Below are 17850 nucleotides of genomic sequence, written 5' to 3'. Positions count from 1 at the left end.
TGTTCAAAACGCGCATTTTTTACGATAAAAATAGCGCTAGATAAACTAGCGCATAGACATGATCACACTGTTGATGTTGGCGTTATCAGGGTTAGTGATTTTGAGGAGAGCTTTTGAAGTGAAAGATATACAAACAGAGTTTGATTTTATGCTTTTAACAGCATCGAACAGGTAATTTGGGTTTAAGGTAAATACAGGCTCATAACCATCGGATACATTTGCTTGTAATAATTCAGTATTTACTACATCGTCAATTTCATTTCCTTTATCGGCATTTGCATTTAGTAATAACTCCTGCCCTTTTAATGAGATTGTTAACTTTGCAATTTTTGCACTTTGAACAAAGCCCTTAATTCGTTTTACAGAGTCCAGCAACTCACTTTTAGCAATTTTAATGGATTGAAATAACTCAGTATTTAAAATCTCACTTACGTCTGTAAACTCAGTGGCAACGAACTTTGAGCCATATACTGTTCCTCCAGTTGAGCAATAGAAGTGGCTATCATCAAAGAAAAAGCCCAAAGTACCATCAGGCTGTGCTTGGAGAAGCATTTCAGCAAGCTTAAATGGCAAGATACCTTTCAAATCATCTACAGAATTTTCTAACTGAACAATATCCGTAGCCAATCTATGACCATCACTAGTGTATAGCTTCATCTGATGAGAATTTATAGAAAAGTTAATATGATTTAGGAACGGCCTTACATCGTTATTCGCCTTGGCATAAAAAATACCAGAAATAGCAGACTTAAATGATTCTGCATCACAAGAAAATTGAAAGCCATTAGGAATTACAATTTTGGGAATAGGGTAGCTATCGCATGGCATTGTAGCTATTGAAGCTCTAGAACGACCATGTTTAACAATTACTTTATCTTCATCGAATTGAAATTTTAGTGACTTACTTTCATCGGTAAAGCTACTTATAACAGTATTAAGTTTTTTAGCTTCGATACAAATCTCATAATCTTCAAACGCATCAATTGGTGAAGATTGCCTAACAATCGATTGAGTGTCAGTTCCTAGAACTTCTGCTATGCCACCAAGTAATGAGAAGTGAATATAATCCAGCGCAGATATATTGCACTTTGAGCCATTTGCTACACCACAAGCATCTACAAACAGATGTTTTGCGGTAGAGAGTGAGATTGAAAAATTCATGAATATGCCTTCTATTGTTTATTTTACAACAGAATGACAGCTAAATTACATCGTGCATTTTGCAAAGAACTTATTAGCTAAAGGTATTGAGCTTAGCTCTTTTTAAATACCAAATATCATTTTAAATTTGATTTGTTGAGAGCTAAGAATAAATATTAAGGATAATGATGGTTAAATATATAGGTTAGATCTTTAGGTTAGCGCTGTGGATTGTGTTGTTAACTTATTGATTTTTATAGCTAATAAAAAATAAATGAGATCGCAATTACACGTTATTTAGATCGCAATTACACCTTACTTAGATCGCAGCTACACGTTATTGGTACTCATATTGATATTATTATCAACAGGTTATAAAGGGTTGCCTGTAAAATATCCACAACGACATTGCTCAAGATCGCATTTACACTTTATTTTATTCACAACCACAGTTTGATTTTTATTCGAAATGATTGAAAATAGGCCAAATTACTGTACCAGATCGCAATTGCACGCTTCTCAGATCGCAATTACACCTTTTTTTAGTGGGTTATTCACAGCCCTGCTGAATCCATACTACAGAAATTTAGTGAATTTTCATTTGAAAAAAGTTTTTTTTCGCCCGTTACCTTTGTTTGTGTGTGGTACCATTCTGTAAAACACTGAAATATATGCGTTTTATTTTTCAGATCGGTTTTACACTTTATTTTGTAATTTCTCTGTCCTTTTTTGAGCAAATTCTTCCGATTTATTTTTGACCAATAGTTTTAAGTTCACATCGGGTACACAGAAGTAAGTTGATGAAATAATAAACTGAAAATAAATCTCAGACCCTAATTACACGTTATTCAGTAGTTATGTAGCTTCTCAGATCGCATTTACACTTTATTTTATGAGCTAAATTTTTGTGTCAGATCGCATTTACACGTTATTTTATGACTTCAAATTTCATCCCAGATCGCATTTACACGTTATTCTATGGCCTCAAATTTCATCCCAGATCGCATTTACACGTTATTTTTTGGCCTCAATTTTCATCCCAGATCGTATTTACACGTTATTTTTGAACTAAATCTTCACCTCAGATCGCATTTACACGTTAATCAAATAGATAGGTTTTGAACTCAGATCGCAGTTACACGTTATTCAAACTGTTACTCAAACTACCAGATCGCAATTACACGTTATTTTTAATAGGTTTATTAGGTAGTCAGATCGCAGTTGCACTCTATTATCGCTATGATTATAAAGAGTTTTTTAATAATGGTGCATTTTGCTGTGTTATTTATATAGCGATTTGATATATTTGAAATTCAAGTATGCGGGAATATCGGTATGAGCAAAAACAAACTTACAATAAATAATTTGCCAGAGACTATCAGCACCAAAGGGCTAGTAGTTCAGGAAGCCGCTGAGGTTGAGCAGCTGAAACTCTTTACTGATGTGCATTTTGAAGGTTTGAAATCTAATTCATTATCAAATACCTTTCCTTTATACGATTTATGGTCTCGTTTTGTAAGAGTTAAAACTACCATATACCCAATTAGACAAGCACCAGAAAGGCTCGTTAATTCTCGCTCTATTTCTGATAAGTTGGATGGTGTTGAATACACTGGTGAATTGCAAATCTCACCAGCTGTAATCAAAGGTAAAGAAACAGACTATGTTGCTTGGCCATCTGACCGCGAAGAAAAGGTAGAAAGGGCACTTATTTCACTTGCAACAAAAGGCAATATTTCTAAGATTAATAACGCAAGCGGCACTCGTTACGCAATTCATTTTAAAATGAATGAACTAAATGCAGAGCTTAAGTCAGTTAATCAATCATTATCTTATCCTGATTTAAAGGAAGCGCTACTAATCCTGTCTGGGAGTCAACTGTCTTTTAACTACAGCACCAACTCAAATGGTGAAGTAGAAACAAATGAAGCAAAAATGCCTTATCTGGGGTCAATTCATTTTTCTGGTAAAAAAGGGCCAAGCACTCAGAGATGCATTGTATTTCTTAATGAGTATATGGCTCAGCAAATTGAAACTGTATCTTATAAAGGATATTACTTTAACCAGGCGCAACAATTTAAGAGAACCTTATCTAGTTGGCTTACAACAAGACTTTATACATTGTTTAGATACGCCAGCCCCGAAAAGACGTATCACTTCATGCTTGTAAGAATAATGATTAAGTTTGGCTCTATTGAGTCAGAAGACATTACTGAAAATCGCTTAATTGCTATTCGCAGAAATATGACTTCAACTATGAAAGATCTTATTAATGCTGGCATTTTAGAGAAGTATGATATCGCTGCTGTAAAGGACGATGAAGATAAAGTTATAGACTACAAGTACACTCTATACCCAACAGAAGGGTTCTGTGATGAAATCGTGTCACTTAATAAACACGCTAAAAAAATAAAAATTAAAAGCAATACGACAGAAGAAGTTGTTGAAACTCTTTTAATCGAGCAGTAAGGGGCAGTACTATATTGGTTATGGGGGCTGCACTGTTAAAGTTGAACAGTGCAGTGGATTAAAGCTAATTTTACATATCAAGTATTTCGGATTCTTTAATCAAAGCTTTTGAATAACCATACTTTTTAAGCAATTGTTTTACCTCATCTATGTAACCTTGCGAAGCAAATGGCGAAATGTACACTTCTTGAATAAGCTCATTAACATCAATCTTCACACTCTTACCTTGAATGAAATTAACAGTTTGATCCAAGCTCTTCTCAGGTGGTGAATCATTCAATATGAAAAGCCTTAGCTCTTTTTCAAAATCATAAAATGGTTTTTTCGTTGTTATTAGTGATAGCCTTGATAGGCTATCATCGCAAAGGTGTTTTTTATATTTAACTTTCCCCATATAAAATGGCTCTGGGTTACTGTCTTGCCCGTTGATCACTGAGCGTTTAAGTTTGCTCACTGACGTTTTAACGGCAACCCCATTCGCCTCACCTGAAAGATAAATCTTCCATAAAGCGTATGACTTATGTGGAGTTAATGACCAGCAGTTGATAAAAACACAATTTTTCTTAGGATTGGTGTTCCAAAAAAAAGCTTCCAATTCACCTTTAAGATTGTTCCCTGTAATACCGTCATTAATTAGGTCATCTCTTTTTTTGTTTTTAACACTTTCAGGTATAGATACTTCATATTGATCTGAGAGTGCATTAGCGTTTGGAAAAAACAAAGTGGAATTTATGAGTAACTGTTCAAATTTCCAAGTACTCATATACCGCCAAACAGATGAATTACCATGAGGTATTTCTAGAGCATCGTCATTTTGTAAAATCATCTTCAACCTCCATTTTCAAGCGCTCAAAGACCCAAACTAGCTGCTCGGTTAAAATTCTGCACAGCAAATTCAGCACTAATGTTGTCGAAGTTTTTCAAATAAGAGTCCAGTGCAAATTGACCTATACGTACTGCTTCATTGATAGGAGTAGGTACTCCACAAAGCTTTTTACCTTTTTGTGACACTTGCACAAACAATTTCCCTTCTTGGTATTGAACCTTTAATGATTTGTCATTCTTAGCTCCGTAATGCTTTAACTCAATATTTTCCTTAATGAATAAAAATGCGCATAGAAATTCAATCAAACCTAGCTGAGTAAGCTGAATGGAAATCTTGTTTTTCCAGTCATAACTTTTATTTGCTCCAGAAGCGGCCTCAATTCGAATAGTAATAACCCCTTTACTTGTTATATCTGCTTTGAATTCGACAGCAGCCTTGCTTGCATGAACTTTAATTGAGTAATACCTACCACCGGGAGCATAATCAGGGTTGAAATCACTGCTTTGTGTTTGACCCTCTTGACTCTGTTTCACTGGAGACTGAGCATTATTGTTATGCATATGACTAGGAGTATAGTTTTCATTCACGTATAGGTTTTGACATTCAGCACCAGTGTTATGCATCTGACTAGAATCAAAATACTCATTCGCACTTTTTTGAGGCTGATATTGTGGTTGATATTGAGGATGATTATTCATAAACAAATCCAGTAATTAATTTACCTCATTATTTCAAAACATAGATATCGCGCATTTTTAGAGTTAAAAACCTCCAAGTTGCACATTTTTCAATATGAGGGAATATAAAGGAACGATTCAACGACGGGGAAAATGATGGAGCTGAAATCATTAGAGAGCTTTGGTATTAAACATGCTTGGCAGGTGCCATTAATTTGCCCAGTTGAAATTGAAGATTACACAAACATTGTCACTGAATTTTCTAAGGTATATCAATTAAGCGGCCATAAAGTAGTAATAGCTGGAAAATTAGTATCAGCACCATCTTTCAATTGGGTTAGAGGGAAAGGGGTTTTAACAATTGAGCTGTTTGACGATTTAGGTTACTTACTTTCAATAAAGCTTTTCGGTGATACAAAGCTTATTGAAGAAAGTCTGGCTGAAGTTGGTTCAACCTATTACTTCAAAGGAGTTTCATTTGCTAATGGGGCTTACCTAAACTTACGCGCAGCAAAATTAATATCCAGTGCTGACATTGGGAAATTCGTACCAATTTACAAATCTAAGCGCGGTTACCTGTCTAAAGAGCAGGTAAGAGAGGTTATTAGAAAACAGTTACCCAACACACTTAATCAAGCAGAAAAACATCTAAGGGAAGTTATAAAATGGGTACCAAACATTAGACAAGTTTTAAAGACTAAGAAAATGACTTTAAAAGATGTTCTAACCGAATTGCACAATCCTAGTTCGGTAGAGTCATGGGAAGAAGCTAGGGGTGTCATAAAAAGAATTGCCGCCTTATATTGTATCCGTGAAATGAATGCCTTAAATCCAAGAGAGCCAAATAAACTTGTAAACTCTTTACACGGTCTACCTATCAACGTGCTAAAGGAAAAAATTCCTTTTGAATTAACTACAGAACAAACACAAATTGTTGAATCAATAACCAATAAATTTAAGGAAGGTACCAAAGTCGATGGGGCTCTAATTGGTGATGTAGGAACTGGAAAAACAGTTGTCTACGGAATTTGCGCAGCTTCAGTGGTCTCCGCTGGTGGGCGAGCAGCGATTATGTTACCTAGCCAAACCCTTGCAGAGCAAATTCATGAAGAGCTAAATTCATATTTTGGTTCGTTAAAGCCAGTCTTAGTTACATTAGAAACAGAACAAACAAACTTAGAGGAAACGAATTTTTTAATCGGTACAAGCGCTCTGTTACATCGAAGGGTTGGTGTACTGGATTTAGTTGTGGTTGATGAACAGCATCGGTTTGGACTTGAGCAAAGAGAATTACTACTTTCTGAAAATACACACTTTTTGGAAGCAACAGCTACTCCAATACCTAGAACCCAGGCTTTGATTTCGTATGGTAAATCAAAGCACATATTCAGACTTACCAAATGTCATGCTAAGAAAGAGATAACCACTAAATTAAGACTTAAAAGTGAAAGCCATGCACTAATGAAAGAATGCCTTAATCAAGTTGAGCTTGGTAACAAAGTACTCGTTGTATGTCCCACCAAGGTTAATTCTGAGAATTTCGCATCTGTAGAAGAGGTATTCACGAAGTGGAACAAGTTTGCCCGAAATAAAGTTAGGTATATTCATTCTGGTTGCAGTCCAGACCACAACAGAAAATCAATTGCAGATATTAAGTCGGGCAAGGCTAGCATACTAATCTCTACAACAATGGTTGAAATTGGCTTGACTATCCCTCGGTTAACAAAAACGATCATCTACCATGCTGAAAGGTTCGGAACAATAACGTGCCATCAAATACGGGGACGTTTAGTGCGTCATGGTGGAAAAGGACAGCTAGATTTATATTGCCCAACTGAGATTGGTGAAAAATCATTACAACGCTTACTTCTCTTAACTAAGTTCGACGATGGTTATGAATTGGCCGAACAAGATATGATCTTAAGAGGATTTGGCGATATTGTTAAAGCAAGCGACTTATCTCAAAGCGGCTCTACTAAATCCATATTAATTGGGGAAAAAGTTGAAGTTTCTGATGTGGAAGAAATTCTATCGACACTAGAAACTACAAATTAGCTCTTAACATTCAATTTCATTGTTTTGCTCTCTTTGTGAAGCATAAATATCTCACGGTATCGCAAAAAAAAACTAAAAATAGTAAATAAAACTCGCGGAGCACGATAAATACATACTGATATATTACTAACAAATCTCGATCTTATCTTTAAACGGTTAGCAGAGGACAAATTTACTTTGCTGGTATTCATAGGTTGGATACAGAAATAACTGTAGGAGCTAATTAAGTTGTCTAAAAATTTCAAACCTGGAGTTTGTTGTGGAATTAAATTCAGAACGTAAGCTGATCACATTACTCACTTTACTATTAGTTACGCTTTTAGTTGCGGGTATTTTAGTGTGGGTGTCTAACTACCGAGGCTCTATACCGGATATTGAAATGAGCTTAACCCCGGTTGAGAAAGAGAAGCTTAGTGAAATTGGTTCAGTGAAATTAAAAAGGGCAGGTTTTTTTGATATTGATTGTAAAAGCTATACTGCTCATGAGTTTAGTTATTCTATTACATCAAGTAATAGCAGCAGATCAGATGACTATGCAAAGTGGTCATGCGGCCCAAGCCTGAGATATGTTGATTGCCCTGAAATAAAAGTAAGCATCCAAGGTGAGCAAGCTCTAATAGAATCGGGATTAACACAAAAAAGCGAATATGGTTTAGAGCAAGAGAAAATGTGTGCATCGCTTGCTATTAAAAATGCGCCAACAGAATTACTAGCCACGAATTCAAAGGTAACAAAATCTAATAGTGAAGCAGAAAACCTGCGCTCTTATCAATTAGATTGAGGTTAAGTCGGTTTAATCAAGACAATATTAAATCAGTAAGGTGATTGTATGAGTAATGTGAAATCAGAAGAATTAAAGCGATGCAAATATATAACGACCAGTCTTGTTACAGCAGCAGCCTTGACAGCGTTCTTAGTTTTTATATTGTACGTTCATTCGCTCATTGTTGAGAACTTAGGCAGCATCGATGCTTTTTTCACACTCGACATCGAATTCCTTAATATATTTTTAGTGATTTTGTACACAAACATCTTCGTGTTAACAAGCTCCTTAATAATATTAATAAGCGCTAGAAGTGAGCTCAATACTATAACCTGGTACATCGTACTCGCTATCAGCATCCTAACGTACATTATTTTAATGGCCATATATTGCAATAGCTATTGGGGTGTAAAAAACATTACAACCTTCCAAAGCAATCTAGCCACCTTTATTTGGCTACCTGTTTGGTGTTTTGTGATTTTAGTTTTTGCCATTTTGAGTGAAATTCATCGCGAATCTAAAAAATAGATCGTTAACAAAAAAGAATAAAAATAAGCTTGTACTGGCTTTGTGTAACGAGCGATTTCAATCGTTTAACAAAGAGATTTCATTACTAGCGCCGTCTAGTGCTTTATAAGTAATTTGGTTTTTTAAATATTGAGGTAGGTATGATTGCAGAAAAAATTAAGCAATATTGTGATGAAAGCCCATTTAGTAAATTTTCACTTAAGCTTATTGCTTTGCTAGAGGGTTCAAAGCCTAATTTAACAATCGACAATTTGATTTCGATACTAGATAACCGCCAAGAGTTTGAAAGCTTTGTTATCGGTTTAGAGCCTTCTAAAAACAAAGCCGAGTTGGAGAAAGTGTTAGAGTATAGCGAAGATTATTTCTCGCAATTAGTTTCACAAGTTTTGACTTTGTTGATTAAGGCAAAAAATTAATATTGTCATAGAGTAGGTCATTTCCTTTTCGTAACCATCTGATATATAAGTTATAAAGTATTTATTAAGATGAGCTTTATTTATTCAAACTATTAGGTGAACAAAATACATATGCTATAAAAGTACAGTACCTAATTTATCAACTACACTTACCCTTTATAAACTAATCAGAAAGGCGTATGAATGGTTAATCAATTAGCTTACGTGATCTTACAGTTTCGATGGATAAGTTTGGACTTCATCTGACAGGCAGCTATGAGCGATATTGAGATGTTCACCATGTTTATTCTTTAAAACATGCCTTCTTAAAGCCGACTCAGCGCTAAGTGATAACTCGAAAGTAAAAATTTTTTTTAAAACTCTACTTAATCTATCTGGGCAGATTTACTTTTGCTGCTCAATTTTTGGGCAACTTGAATTAACAGATATTTATGCTAGCTTTGAATTGACTGTCTAGTCCGACATTGTTGCGCTGCTTATATAATAAGCGTTAGTTGTAGAAACGGACAAACGATTTAACGCAATGTGATAAGAGCTTAGTTAGGGCTGTTCATTGCATCAGAGCATTTCACTTAAGGAAAAGTTAAATGAAGAAATTAGTCATGTTACTTGGCATTATAACTTTATCAGGCTGTTCAGTATTATCCCCTCAAAAACCACAACATATATCTTCAGATGCAATTGGGGGAAAAGGAGATTTGTACTCTATAGCAGCAAACCTTCGAACCATCGATATTCGAAAAAAAGATGCTGATTATATAGTGTGTTCTGAGCCTGTACCTGATGTTGCAATGTCTAACGCATTAAAATTGGCTTTGGATGCTTCAAACAAACAATCAGTGGATACATCGGCAACTCTTGGTGATGATAGCACTTCGGGAAGCGTGTCTAATTCATTAGGCTTAAAAGGCAACTCAGATGCTTCAACAACTGCTCTTGAGTTGGCAGGGCGAACACAAATTGTGTTATTGGCTAGAGAGTTTATATCGAGTAATTGTAAAGCTAGAGCTAATGGCTGGATAGACGATGCAGCATATAAAAGTGGTCAAGATAAGATCATCGACCAGATTACGGCGATGATCACTACAGACAAAACTAAGGCAGAAGCTGAAAAAGCGAAAGCTGAAGCTGTTAAGGCAGCAGTCAAATTGGATAAAAAAGCTCTTGCCAATGTTGCTGATGCTTTTCAACAAGCTAAAGCAGATTCATGCCTAAGTACCTATGATTCTTGCATGACGTCAGCGGCAGGAGACACGAAGAAAGTGAAAGTATGTAAAGCCTCACTTGGAAGGTGTAATAATTAAGGAGAGTAAGATGAGCACATTCAGAAATGCAGTAAATAGCCTAGATGACAAGTCCGCATACATAATGGTAGCAGACACCTTAGTTTTAGCGACAAACCTTAATATAGTTGATGATATGGTCGAAGTTACGCTTGCAACTCCCATTAGTGACGGAATTGGGAGGATATTTGTACATATAGATAACCTAGTTCTTGCAAGTAACAGCTAACAAGAAAAGGCTGCAAATGATTAGCAGTGCTGCTTTTAGTGCCACTTATTGACTGCTTTCTAAATCTAGATGAATTAATTGAATGACCGCTCTTGGCACTAATTGTAGGAGCCATAAAGTGAGAGCCTTGTAAGCAGAAAAATACGCGAATCTTACACTATAAGATTATTAGGTTGTAAAAATAACCAACTTCACAATGTAAACGAGGGAATGACAAATGCAAATAGATAATAAGGTTCAAGAAATAATCAACAAAGTTAATTCAGGTGAACTAAACGAATTAATCAATCAATTAGATGGTTCAGATTTTGGTATTCAAATTCCTGTATTTGAAGATCAAGGAACCATCAAAATGATGCTTGAAGGGTATTCTCAAATTGAACGAGACTTAGTTATTTCTATTAGCCAAGATGAAGCAGGTGACGATGCTCTTCCTGTTGGTTGGTTTGGAAAAACTGACGGTAAGGATTCAAGCTGCAAACATAACGGGACTGATAAATGTCGTCATTGTACTGGGCATACTGGGCAATGTAGGCATTGCACTCATACTAACAGCAGTACTTCCAATCCATTTGACGCTCCAGAATTAGACTACCATGGAACAGTCAGTGAGATTGAAAACAAACAAGAACTACTAGATGCTCTTGCACAATACGGGCTAGGCTTAACTCTTGTTCACGGTCATAGTAACGAGCATATGTTTACAAAGCTTCCCGCTGAATATATTTCTGTAGTTGCCAATGGTAAAACAGAGTTTCGTTTAGAGTCGGATGTTGCTAGTGACCCCTCTTTTGTTCCCAGTGCATGGAGAGTAATAAACGGAAATTTAAATGTGGTGGGTGGTCACTCCCAATTATCAGTAGATTAGCGCTAAACAAATAAAATCAGCGGACACATAAATGCTTCGTTGCTTTAGGCGTGAAACTTCCGCTGTTGGCACAAAACAGCTCTTTACTGTCGGATTTGATTAAACTCTAAAAATCAAATCTGACAGATAAAGTTAAGACTTATTCAGCTTACGTGATAAGTGCACCAGTTTTGCTAGCCTTTAGTGTTCAGTTTTATAAATCAATCATATTCAATAAAAGCCTTTCAGCTATTTGCTTCTTTTTGGCCATAGTTATTTCATACTCGACTAAGGTGGGATTATTCTTTTTATACAATAGTGGAGATGTATGGAACACACTTTTGTACTTCACATTTCTTAACTTTCTAGAAAAGTTTTTTATGCTGTTCGGCCTTTTCTACTTACTTAAATTGAAAGTTAGTTTCAAAATAACTTTTTGTGTTTTTTCTATAATTTACTCTTGGTTGTTACTTGGCTGGTGGCTCGGGATTTCCACTTGGAACTTTAGAGGGCTACTGGCAATGTTTAATGCTTCATTTACATTTTCTTGGTAATCTTCTTAGTTAAGTTTAAACATCTTCTTCCACAGAAGATCATTAAACCAGCTATGTTTACTTTATCAATTTACACTGTGTTTTGGTTAAGCTTGTATCCAGTCATGGCAAAATTCCCATATGGAAGACTGTTGCAATCTATTCAGAAACAACTTTATGCATATCGATGTATGCTATTTTCTTTGTTGCTTTTAATGACAAAGTTAAATGTGATAGTGCAGTTTGACTAGGGTTGGTTGGAAATTTCTTTAATCATTCCCTTCCAAAATTAATAAAACGAATTTTTCTTCTATTTCAATTTTTTTTCAGGCTTTATTGATTGGCTAAGTTGGTAAGTTAACTTTGAGTAATTCCAACAAGGTCTAATAATGAGTCATTTAAAGGCAGCGGCTTTAACTACTTTGATGTTTTCATTTAGCGCTATTGCTATCACAACTATCAAAGGAACGATGAATGTCTACAAACCAGAATTTGTCATCGAGAACAAATCAGGCACACTTATTTCAAACGTAAGAAACTTCAAGCTTGAGGCTCGCCAAACTGTTATAGACGATTACTGTACTGTCACTACAGATAACAATTTAGTATTACAAGGGGGAACCTTAAACGCTGGATATTGTTTATTTGAATGGAATAACACAGCCGGTTATTCAATTGATGGATTTAAAGTTGAAGGCATTGCCTCTAATTCAGGTCCGAATAGTATTGGCTACTCAATTTATTATTATTCAGGGTCGGCAAAAGCAAAAAAGTTAGTTGATACAAAAAACTTTAGTTTTAATTTTGAAGCTCCTGTTAAGCCTACTGTCCAAGGATACTCAGTTAAGCTTGGAAACTCATGGAAAAGCGTAGGTAGCCATACCAATTACAACCCCGCAAACAAGTTTTCTGCAGTTAGAGTTAATGTTGACGCAAGGGATTACAGTCAGAAGGTTTCTATACCATCGCTTGGTAGCTGTACAGTAGTAAGCGGTGCTACTTCATGCGATATTTCATTTTCAGGACTAAAGCTTGGCGATGCTATTTCAAATAAAGTGGGCTCTTTAAGCTATCAAGTGTCAGTTGATTCGAGTAATAGTTATTGGGGAGTTAGTAACACCAAACATGCTTTAACTGTTCCTTGGAATTACCAACCAACAAAAATTGACCTTTTTGAGGTTAATTCAATGCCTGCTAGTTATGCGACTACAAAGACAATAAACGTTAATAGCAAATCAATTCAAGTTTCGAATAACACAGCTAAACTCGTTTTAAATAAGCCTTCCAGCGAGATTGTTGGCGATTGGTGGGCCCCATCTGAGTTAAATGTAAAATTCAGCCGAAATAGTCAGCCAACCATTTCAAGTGGCATCACCTATAGCGGGAATGTTCTATATACAAAAGATGGCTCACTAGTTACAGCAAATAAGACTATTACGAGCACTAAGAGAGAAAGTGTAAATGGTGCATATGTTTACACGTTCGATACGACGCAAATTGAAGATGGTTATTATGGTGCTTCTGTGGCTTTCACAAATTCAAGTGGCATCCCTTCTAACCAAAATTTTAATGGGTTAAGAATTAACAAAACTGCCCCAAAAATTGATATTTTCAAATCAGGTGTTAAGCAAAATAACAGCAGTAACTTTGCATACAATCAAGAGCTGGTAATTTCAACTTTCAATTCATTTACAGATGACGTTGACCTGGTATCGATTCAAGTTAATTCTTCTAACGTTGCTTTTAACAAGCCAAAAATTGGTGTGGCCACAATACCTGACACTGTTATTTTCAAAAATGGCTTAAATACAATAAAAGTTACGGTCAAGGATACTCTGGGACATTTATATTCCAGAACAATCACACTAAATAAAGTTCAAGATGAAATCGAGTTTAAGATTAACAATTTAGGTGGTCGATTAGTATCTCACGTAAAAGAGTCTAGTTTTGAAGCAGTCCAAACTAAGTTTTCAGGTTTCTGTGACATTGTGACTAATGAAGCGGTTGCAATTGGTACCAACAATAATGTATCTGGAAAGTGTTATTTTGAATGGGTTGGTATGGATGAGCTTGATAGAGATAACTTTTCTCTGAAAGGTCGATTGAGAATGAGCGGAGTTGTGCCTGTTGGGTATAAAGTGTTTGCCTATTTTGGCGCGGAGAAAGAGAAAACACTAATCAAGTCTGGAACTACATCTTTTAACGTCGAGGCCCCAATTGCGCCTGAACTAACAAAATATTCTATTTATGTAGGGAATAAATGGATCGACAATAATAGCGATGTCAATCACGATCCAAACGCTCAGGTTAAAGCCATTTCAATCACTACAAAGCCAGTCAATTATTCACAACAGGTGATTGTCGATAATTTGGGGAGTTGTTTAATAAATGATGGAAGTACATCCTGCACAATAAATATCACTCCTTATTTCCTTGGAAATAAAAATTACATTGGCTATGAGGATGGTATTGTTTCTCACCAGTTTAAGGTAAATTCAATTAATAAGTACTTTACTGATAAAGAAATAAACTCACAGGCCATTGTAAGTTGGGAATATGCATACTCTAGGGTAGAGCAAGTAAAAGTTAATGCAAGGGCTAGTGGTTTGCCATTGAGCTTTGGCTTGTTAGGCGCTTCTATAGATGTTGAGAACGAAACAGCGAGAGTTGTATTTGATAAACCGTCTCCAGCTATATCAGGTACATGGTGGCTTCCTAAATCGATTGAGCTTGAGTTTAAGGTTAGTGGTTCGCACGAAGTTCTTAAGGAGCTTGAATTTGACGGTACTACTCTTTTTAAAAACGATAATATTACTGAAGGTGAAACTGTAATAGTAAAAAATCTAACCGGGCCTGAAGTTATTAATAACAAGTTTATTTATACAGCTGATGTACAGAGTGTACCAGATGGACACTACGATATTACGGTTACTTCAAAGTACTTATATTCAAAATCAGATAAAAAAGAATTTAAAAACGCTGCATTCTTATCTCGTAAGCAGCCATCAATTTCTATTTTCAGAAACAGCCAAAGTATGGAGGAAAATGATGAGTTTTACTTTGATAGTGAACTGTTAGTAGCAGGGTTTAATGGCTACGTAAATGGTGTCACTATTGAGAGTGTACAATCAAATGGCGTGCCATTAAGTTTAAATTCTGTTGGTGACGGTATTGTCACTATTAATGGCTTAACTCAGCAGTTATCACCAAAAGATAATGCAGAAATTAGTGTTGTAGTTAAAAACTCTTCAGGTGATAAATTTAATTATGATCTAAATGTTGTCTTTGCTCCTATGTCGTTTGATATAAAGCATCGTGAAAACGACTATCTACCGTTCAGACTAATTGAATTGGTTTATTTAGATTCTGAACAAGTGAGCGGCGAAGAGTGCTGGTTCTTTAGTGAAAGAGACCTCGCGGTTAAATATGCGCGCAAAGGTGTTAAAAGTTGCATATTCAATTGGGTTAATTTACCAGAAGGCTTTGAAATATCATTGCGAGGTAGAACACCATCGGCTGTTGGTTATTTAGACAAAGCGCTTGTAGAAATTGAAAGCGATATCGAAATAATTAATGAGTTTGGTGAAACGCTGATCATACCTAATGAAAAGACACTGATTTCTTCTCAGGAACCAACAGGGATTTCAGTTGAAGCTAGCTCAAGGCGAGAACTTATAAACGGTTTTTATCCAGTTGAATATTCGGGTGGTGAAATTGTCAGAATGGGTACTGTATCGAGCCCTGGTTCATTAGATATGACATTCGACACCAAAGGGGTTAGCCAAACATTTCCGAAAAACCCTTCTACAAGAACAGGTGAAATATTTAGAACATCTGGTAGGTTCGATATGCCTTTTGAAGTTGAACGCAATCTATGGGAAGTATTCCCTATAGATTACAACGTTAAGTACCATAGAATGCCAGAAATAAATGCATCCCAAAGCATTAAAGCTTTAGTCGTTCCTGATAGCACACTTGGCGTTAATCTAGATTTTCAAGATGATCAGATCCTATCTACCGATGAAGTAACGGCTAAAATCAACCTTGGGAATTACAATCGAATCGATGGATGGGTTTATGACAAAAGCTCAATGGGTGAATGGGAAGTTTACATAGGTAAGTATGACAGAAGAAATATACCTGAACCATTAACAGAAACTGTCACAATAGATGCGAAAGGAGAAGCCTTCATAAAAATGCCAATGGAAGTTATTGGCGAAGAAAGTGGAATTTATGTTGCAGTAGCAAAAGCAAAAACACCTATACCTGATTATGAGTACTATATTCAGTCTGCTCGTGCATACTTTATTGTGTACAAAGGCACTAAAATTGAAGGGGAGCTAAAGGATGGCTTAATTAAGGGCCGGATACCATTGAGAGCTTCAGCAATTTACTCACCTGAAGACCGAGCAGATGTTGGATCACTTGGCAAAGTTGTGTGGGAAGTTTCAAGTAACGGTTCAGATTGGAGGGAGTCTACAGAACATAAAGATACTTTACGTTGGCGTAAGCGATATGAAAACGAAGAAATTGAATACTTGAGAGTTAAAGTTGAAAATAAGTTTACAGGCGAATGGTCAACTAGCGGCACTCTAAAAGTTGTTGCTTATGAAAAACCTGAACTATTAATTCAACAAACTAATGAAGTTCTATTTAATGAAGCTGCAAAGTTCGTTTTGTATGACGGAGATAACCTCGTTCAAAATGGGGATGGTGTTATCGAGTGGTCAACTGATAATCGTAAGTCTTGGTTCTCAGGTCCAGCAGAAATCTCATTCTATAAAGATGACTTTACAGGAAGAGATATCAATGCCCGAATGAAATATAACGGGATAGCAAGTGACAGTAGTTTGGGTGATGAAGCTTTTGTCGAAGCTAGGGCGCGATACTACTTCTTAAGAGCGCCACGATTCTATTTTGATTTAGATGTCCCTGATCTAGTCGAAGTCGGCTCTACACACCACATTAAAGGAAGCTCTTTCACAAGAACTGAGTCTATTAATGGTAGGACTCAAAACCAATGGGTGTTACCGGATGGGAAAGTAATAAATGATAGTGAATTTGACCTGACATTTAGTGAAAATCTTCTTGAAGGAAGAAACTTTATTCTGACCTACCAAGCTTGGGTAGAGGGGTCAAAGCAAGAGACAATCAACGAGACTAGAGTTCGTGTGAAAAGCTGGACATACGAGTTTCCTGAAATTGAACTAAACATGCCAGCTACAGTAAATTATATGCCTTCTAAACATATTGCATGGGTAGGCTTAGAGCGTCATTTTGCTCCTGGCGTCGAGTATACATATGAGCTACTAAAAACACCCGGAGTTAAAGTGTTAAATCAAGATGACGGCAAGTTTACTCTGCAGTTTTCCCAAGAAGGAATGAAAAATCTCACATTTAGGGTTACTAACAGCAGGGGACAAAGCAAAGAAGTAAGCCAAATTGTAGAAGTTTTACCTCCAACACCATTAGAAATTGAGATTGTGCGTACATTCAGTAATGAATACCTGAGATATCCATTAGATGTATCACTTAGATCTCGTGTATGGCTTTCACATCCAGATGATAGAGTTTCAGTGTATAAATGGTACTTGGATGGCGCGCTTGTCATGGAAAGCAAGCGTTATAGAGAAAGTATTGGAGATTTATCAGTTGGTAATCATACTATCCGCGTTGATGTTGAAACTGAGTTTGGTCAGACAGGTTCGCAGTCATTTGAAGTAAGCGTGATACCAAATCAGAAACCAACCGGTAGTATTAATATGCATGAAACAGATCAAGTGTTTGAATTACATCTCAACTGTAATGACTCGGATGGTCGAATTGCTGCGACTACATGGCAGTTAAATGGTGAGTTACTAACGCATTCTCATAATATTATCCAATTCAGCAAGGATAAGCTAAAAGGTACAAATTATGTTGTAGGTAGATGTTATGACGATAGTTTTGAATACATAGATATCACTCAGACAATTCATTAAATGATATGTGAATATGGCAGCTATTTTGACTGCCATATTCATAACATGATTGTTAGTTTCTAATTGTACTAAACCAATGCTAAAAAGAAGTAAACAATAATTA

The 17850-nt window shown here is 36.1% G+C and carries 10 protein-coding genes; 7 read left to right on the top strand and 3 right to left on the bottom strand.

The features are described 5' to 3' along the window. Positions 1-45 precede the first annotated feature (45 nt). Positions 46-1161 carry a DNA polymerase III subunit beta family protein gene (locus tag L1D51_RS05080; RefSeq protein WP_239962983.1) on the bottom strand — a complete coding sequence of 372 codons (1116 nt, stop codon included), beginning with the start codon at positions 1159-1161 and terminating at the stop codon, positions 46-48. Between the two features lie 1314 nt (positions 1162-2475). Here L1D51_RS05080 and L1D51_RS05075 point away from each other — a divergent pair. Continuing rightward, a complete protein-coding gene (locus L1D51_RS05075; RefSeq protein WP_118845530.1) occupies positions 2476-3609 on the top strand; it encodes a replication protein A in 1134 nt (377 codons plus the stop codon). Positions 3610-3679: 70 nt separating this feature from the next. Here L1D51_RS05075 and L1D51_RS05070 read toward each other — a convergent pair whose 3' ends face one another. Together L1D51_RS05070 and L1D51_RS05065 are read right to left on the bottom strand one after the other, a co-directional pair. Continuing rightward, on the bottom strand, positions 3680-4435 hold the full coding sequence (locus L1D51_RS05070) for a hypothetical protein (protein WP_239962982.1): 756 nt from the start codon (positions 4433-4435) through the stop codon (positions 3680-3682). A gap of 23 nt (positions 4436-4458) precedes the next feature. Further along, the gene (locus L1D51_RS05065; protein ID WP_239962981.1) at positions 4459-5133 is read right to left on the bottom strand and encodes a hypothetical protein; all 675 of its coding nucleotides are present in this window, start codon (positions 5131-5133) and stop codon (positions 4459-4461) included. Between the two features lie 132 nt (positions 5134-5265). Here L1D51_RS05065 and L1D51_RS05060 point away from each other — a divergent pair, with 132 nt between their 5' ends. From L1D51_RS05060 to L1D51_RS05035, 6 genes are all read left to right on the top strand, one after another. After that, positions 5266-7167, top strand: coding sequence for a DEAD/DEAH box helicase (locus tag L1D51_RS05060; protein ID WP_239962980.1), 1902 nt, complete (start codon positions 5266-5268; stop codon positions 7165-7167). A gap of 259 nt (positions 7168-7426) precedes the next feature. Further along, positions 7427-7948: a hypothetical protein gene (locus L1D51_RS05055; protein ID WP_239962977.1), complete on the top strand. Its 522-nt coding sequence runs from the start codon at positions 7427-7429 to the stop codon at positions 7946-7948. 650 nt (positions 7949-8598) lie between these two features. Then, entirely contained in the window at positions 8599-8874 is a 276-nt protein-coding gene (locus L1D51_RS05050; protein WP_239962975.1) for a hypothetical protein, read from the top strand. 587 nt (positions 8875-9461) lie between these two features. Beyond that, positions 9462-10178 (top strand): hypothetical protein, encoded by a 717-nt coding sequence (locus tag L1D51_RS05045; protein ID WP_239962973.1) that lies wholly within the window; start codon positions 9462-9464, stop codon positions 10176-10178. Between the two features lie 425 nt (positions 10179-10603). Continuing rightward, positions 10604-11254 carry a hypothetical protein gene (locus L1D51_RS05040; RefSeq protein WP_239962971.1) on the top strand — a complete coding sequence of 217 codons (651 nt, stop codon included), beginning with the start codon at positions 10604-10606 and terminating at the stop codon, positions 11252-11254. A 901-nt stretch (positions 11255-12155) separates the two neighbouring features. Then, complete coding sequence (locus tag L1D51_RS05035) at positions 12156-17747, top strand: hypothetical protein (protein ID WP_239962969.1); 5592 nt, start codon at positions 12156-12158, stop codon at positions 17745-17747. Positions 17748-17850 lie beyond the last annotated feature (103 nt).

The organism is Pseudoalteromonas shioyasakiensis (assembly GCF_022398475.1).
In the GTDB taxonomy this organism is placed as follows: domain Bacteria; phylum Pseudomonadota; class Gammaproteobacteria; order Enterobacterales; family Alteromonadaceae; genus Pseudoalteromonas.
The sequence above is the reverse complement of the archived record's forward strand: the minus strand, read 5'-3'. Positions and strand labels throughout refer to the sequence as shown.

Bases quoted from the DNA above. Each gene is read 5' to 3' on its own strand.
- L1D51_RS05080 (WP_239962983.1), bottom strand. From the start codon at position 1,161: ATGAATTTTTCAATCTCACTCTCTACCGCAAAACATCTGTTTGTAGAT.
- L1D51_RS05075 (WP_118845530.1), top strand. From the start codon at position 2,476: ATGAGCAAAAACAAACTTACAATAAATAATTTGCCAGAGACTATCAGC.
- L1D51_RS05070 (WP_239962982.1), bottom strand. From the start codon at position 4,435: ATGATTTTACAAAATGACGATGCTCTAGAAATACCTCATGGTAATTCA.
- L1D51_RS05065 (WP_239962981.1), bottom strand. From the start codon at position 5,133: ATGAATAATCATCCTCAATATCAACCACAATATCAGCCTCAAAAAAGT.
- L1D51_RS05060 (WP_239962980.1), top strand. From the start codon at position 5,266: ATGATGGAGCTGAAATCATTAGAGAGCTTTGGTATTAAACATGCTTGG.
- L1D51_RS05050 (WP_239962975.1), top strand. From the start codon at position 8,599: ATGATTGCAGAAAAAATTAAGCAATATTGTGATGAAAGCCCATTTAGT.
- L1D51_RS05045 (WP_239962973.1), top strand. From the start codon at position 9,462: ATGAAGAAATTAGTCATGTTACTTGGCATTATAACTTTATCAGGCTGT.
- L1D51_RS05040 (WP_239962971.1), top strand. From the start codon at position 10,604: ATGCAAATAGATAATAAGGTTCAAGAAATAATCAACAAAGTTAATTCA.
- L1D51_RS05035 (WP_239962969.1), top strand. From the start codon at position 12,156: ATGAGTCATTTAAAGGCAGCGGCTTTAACTACTTTGATGTTTTCATTT.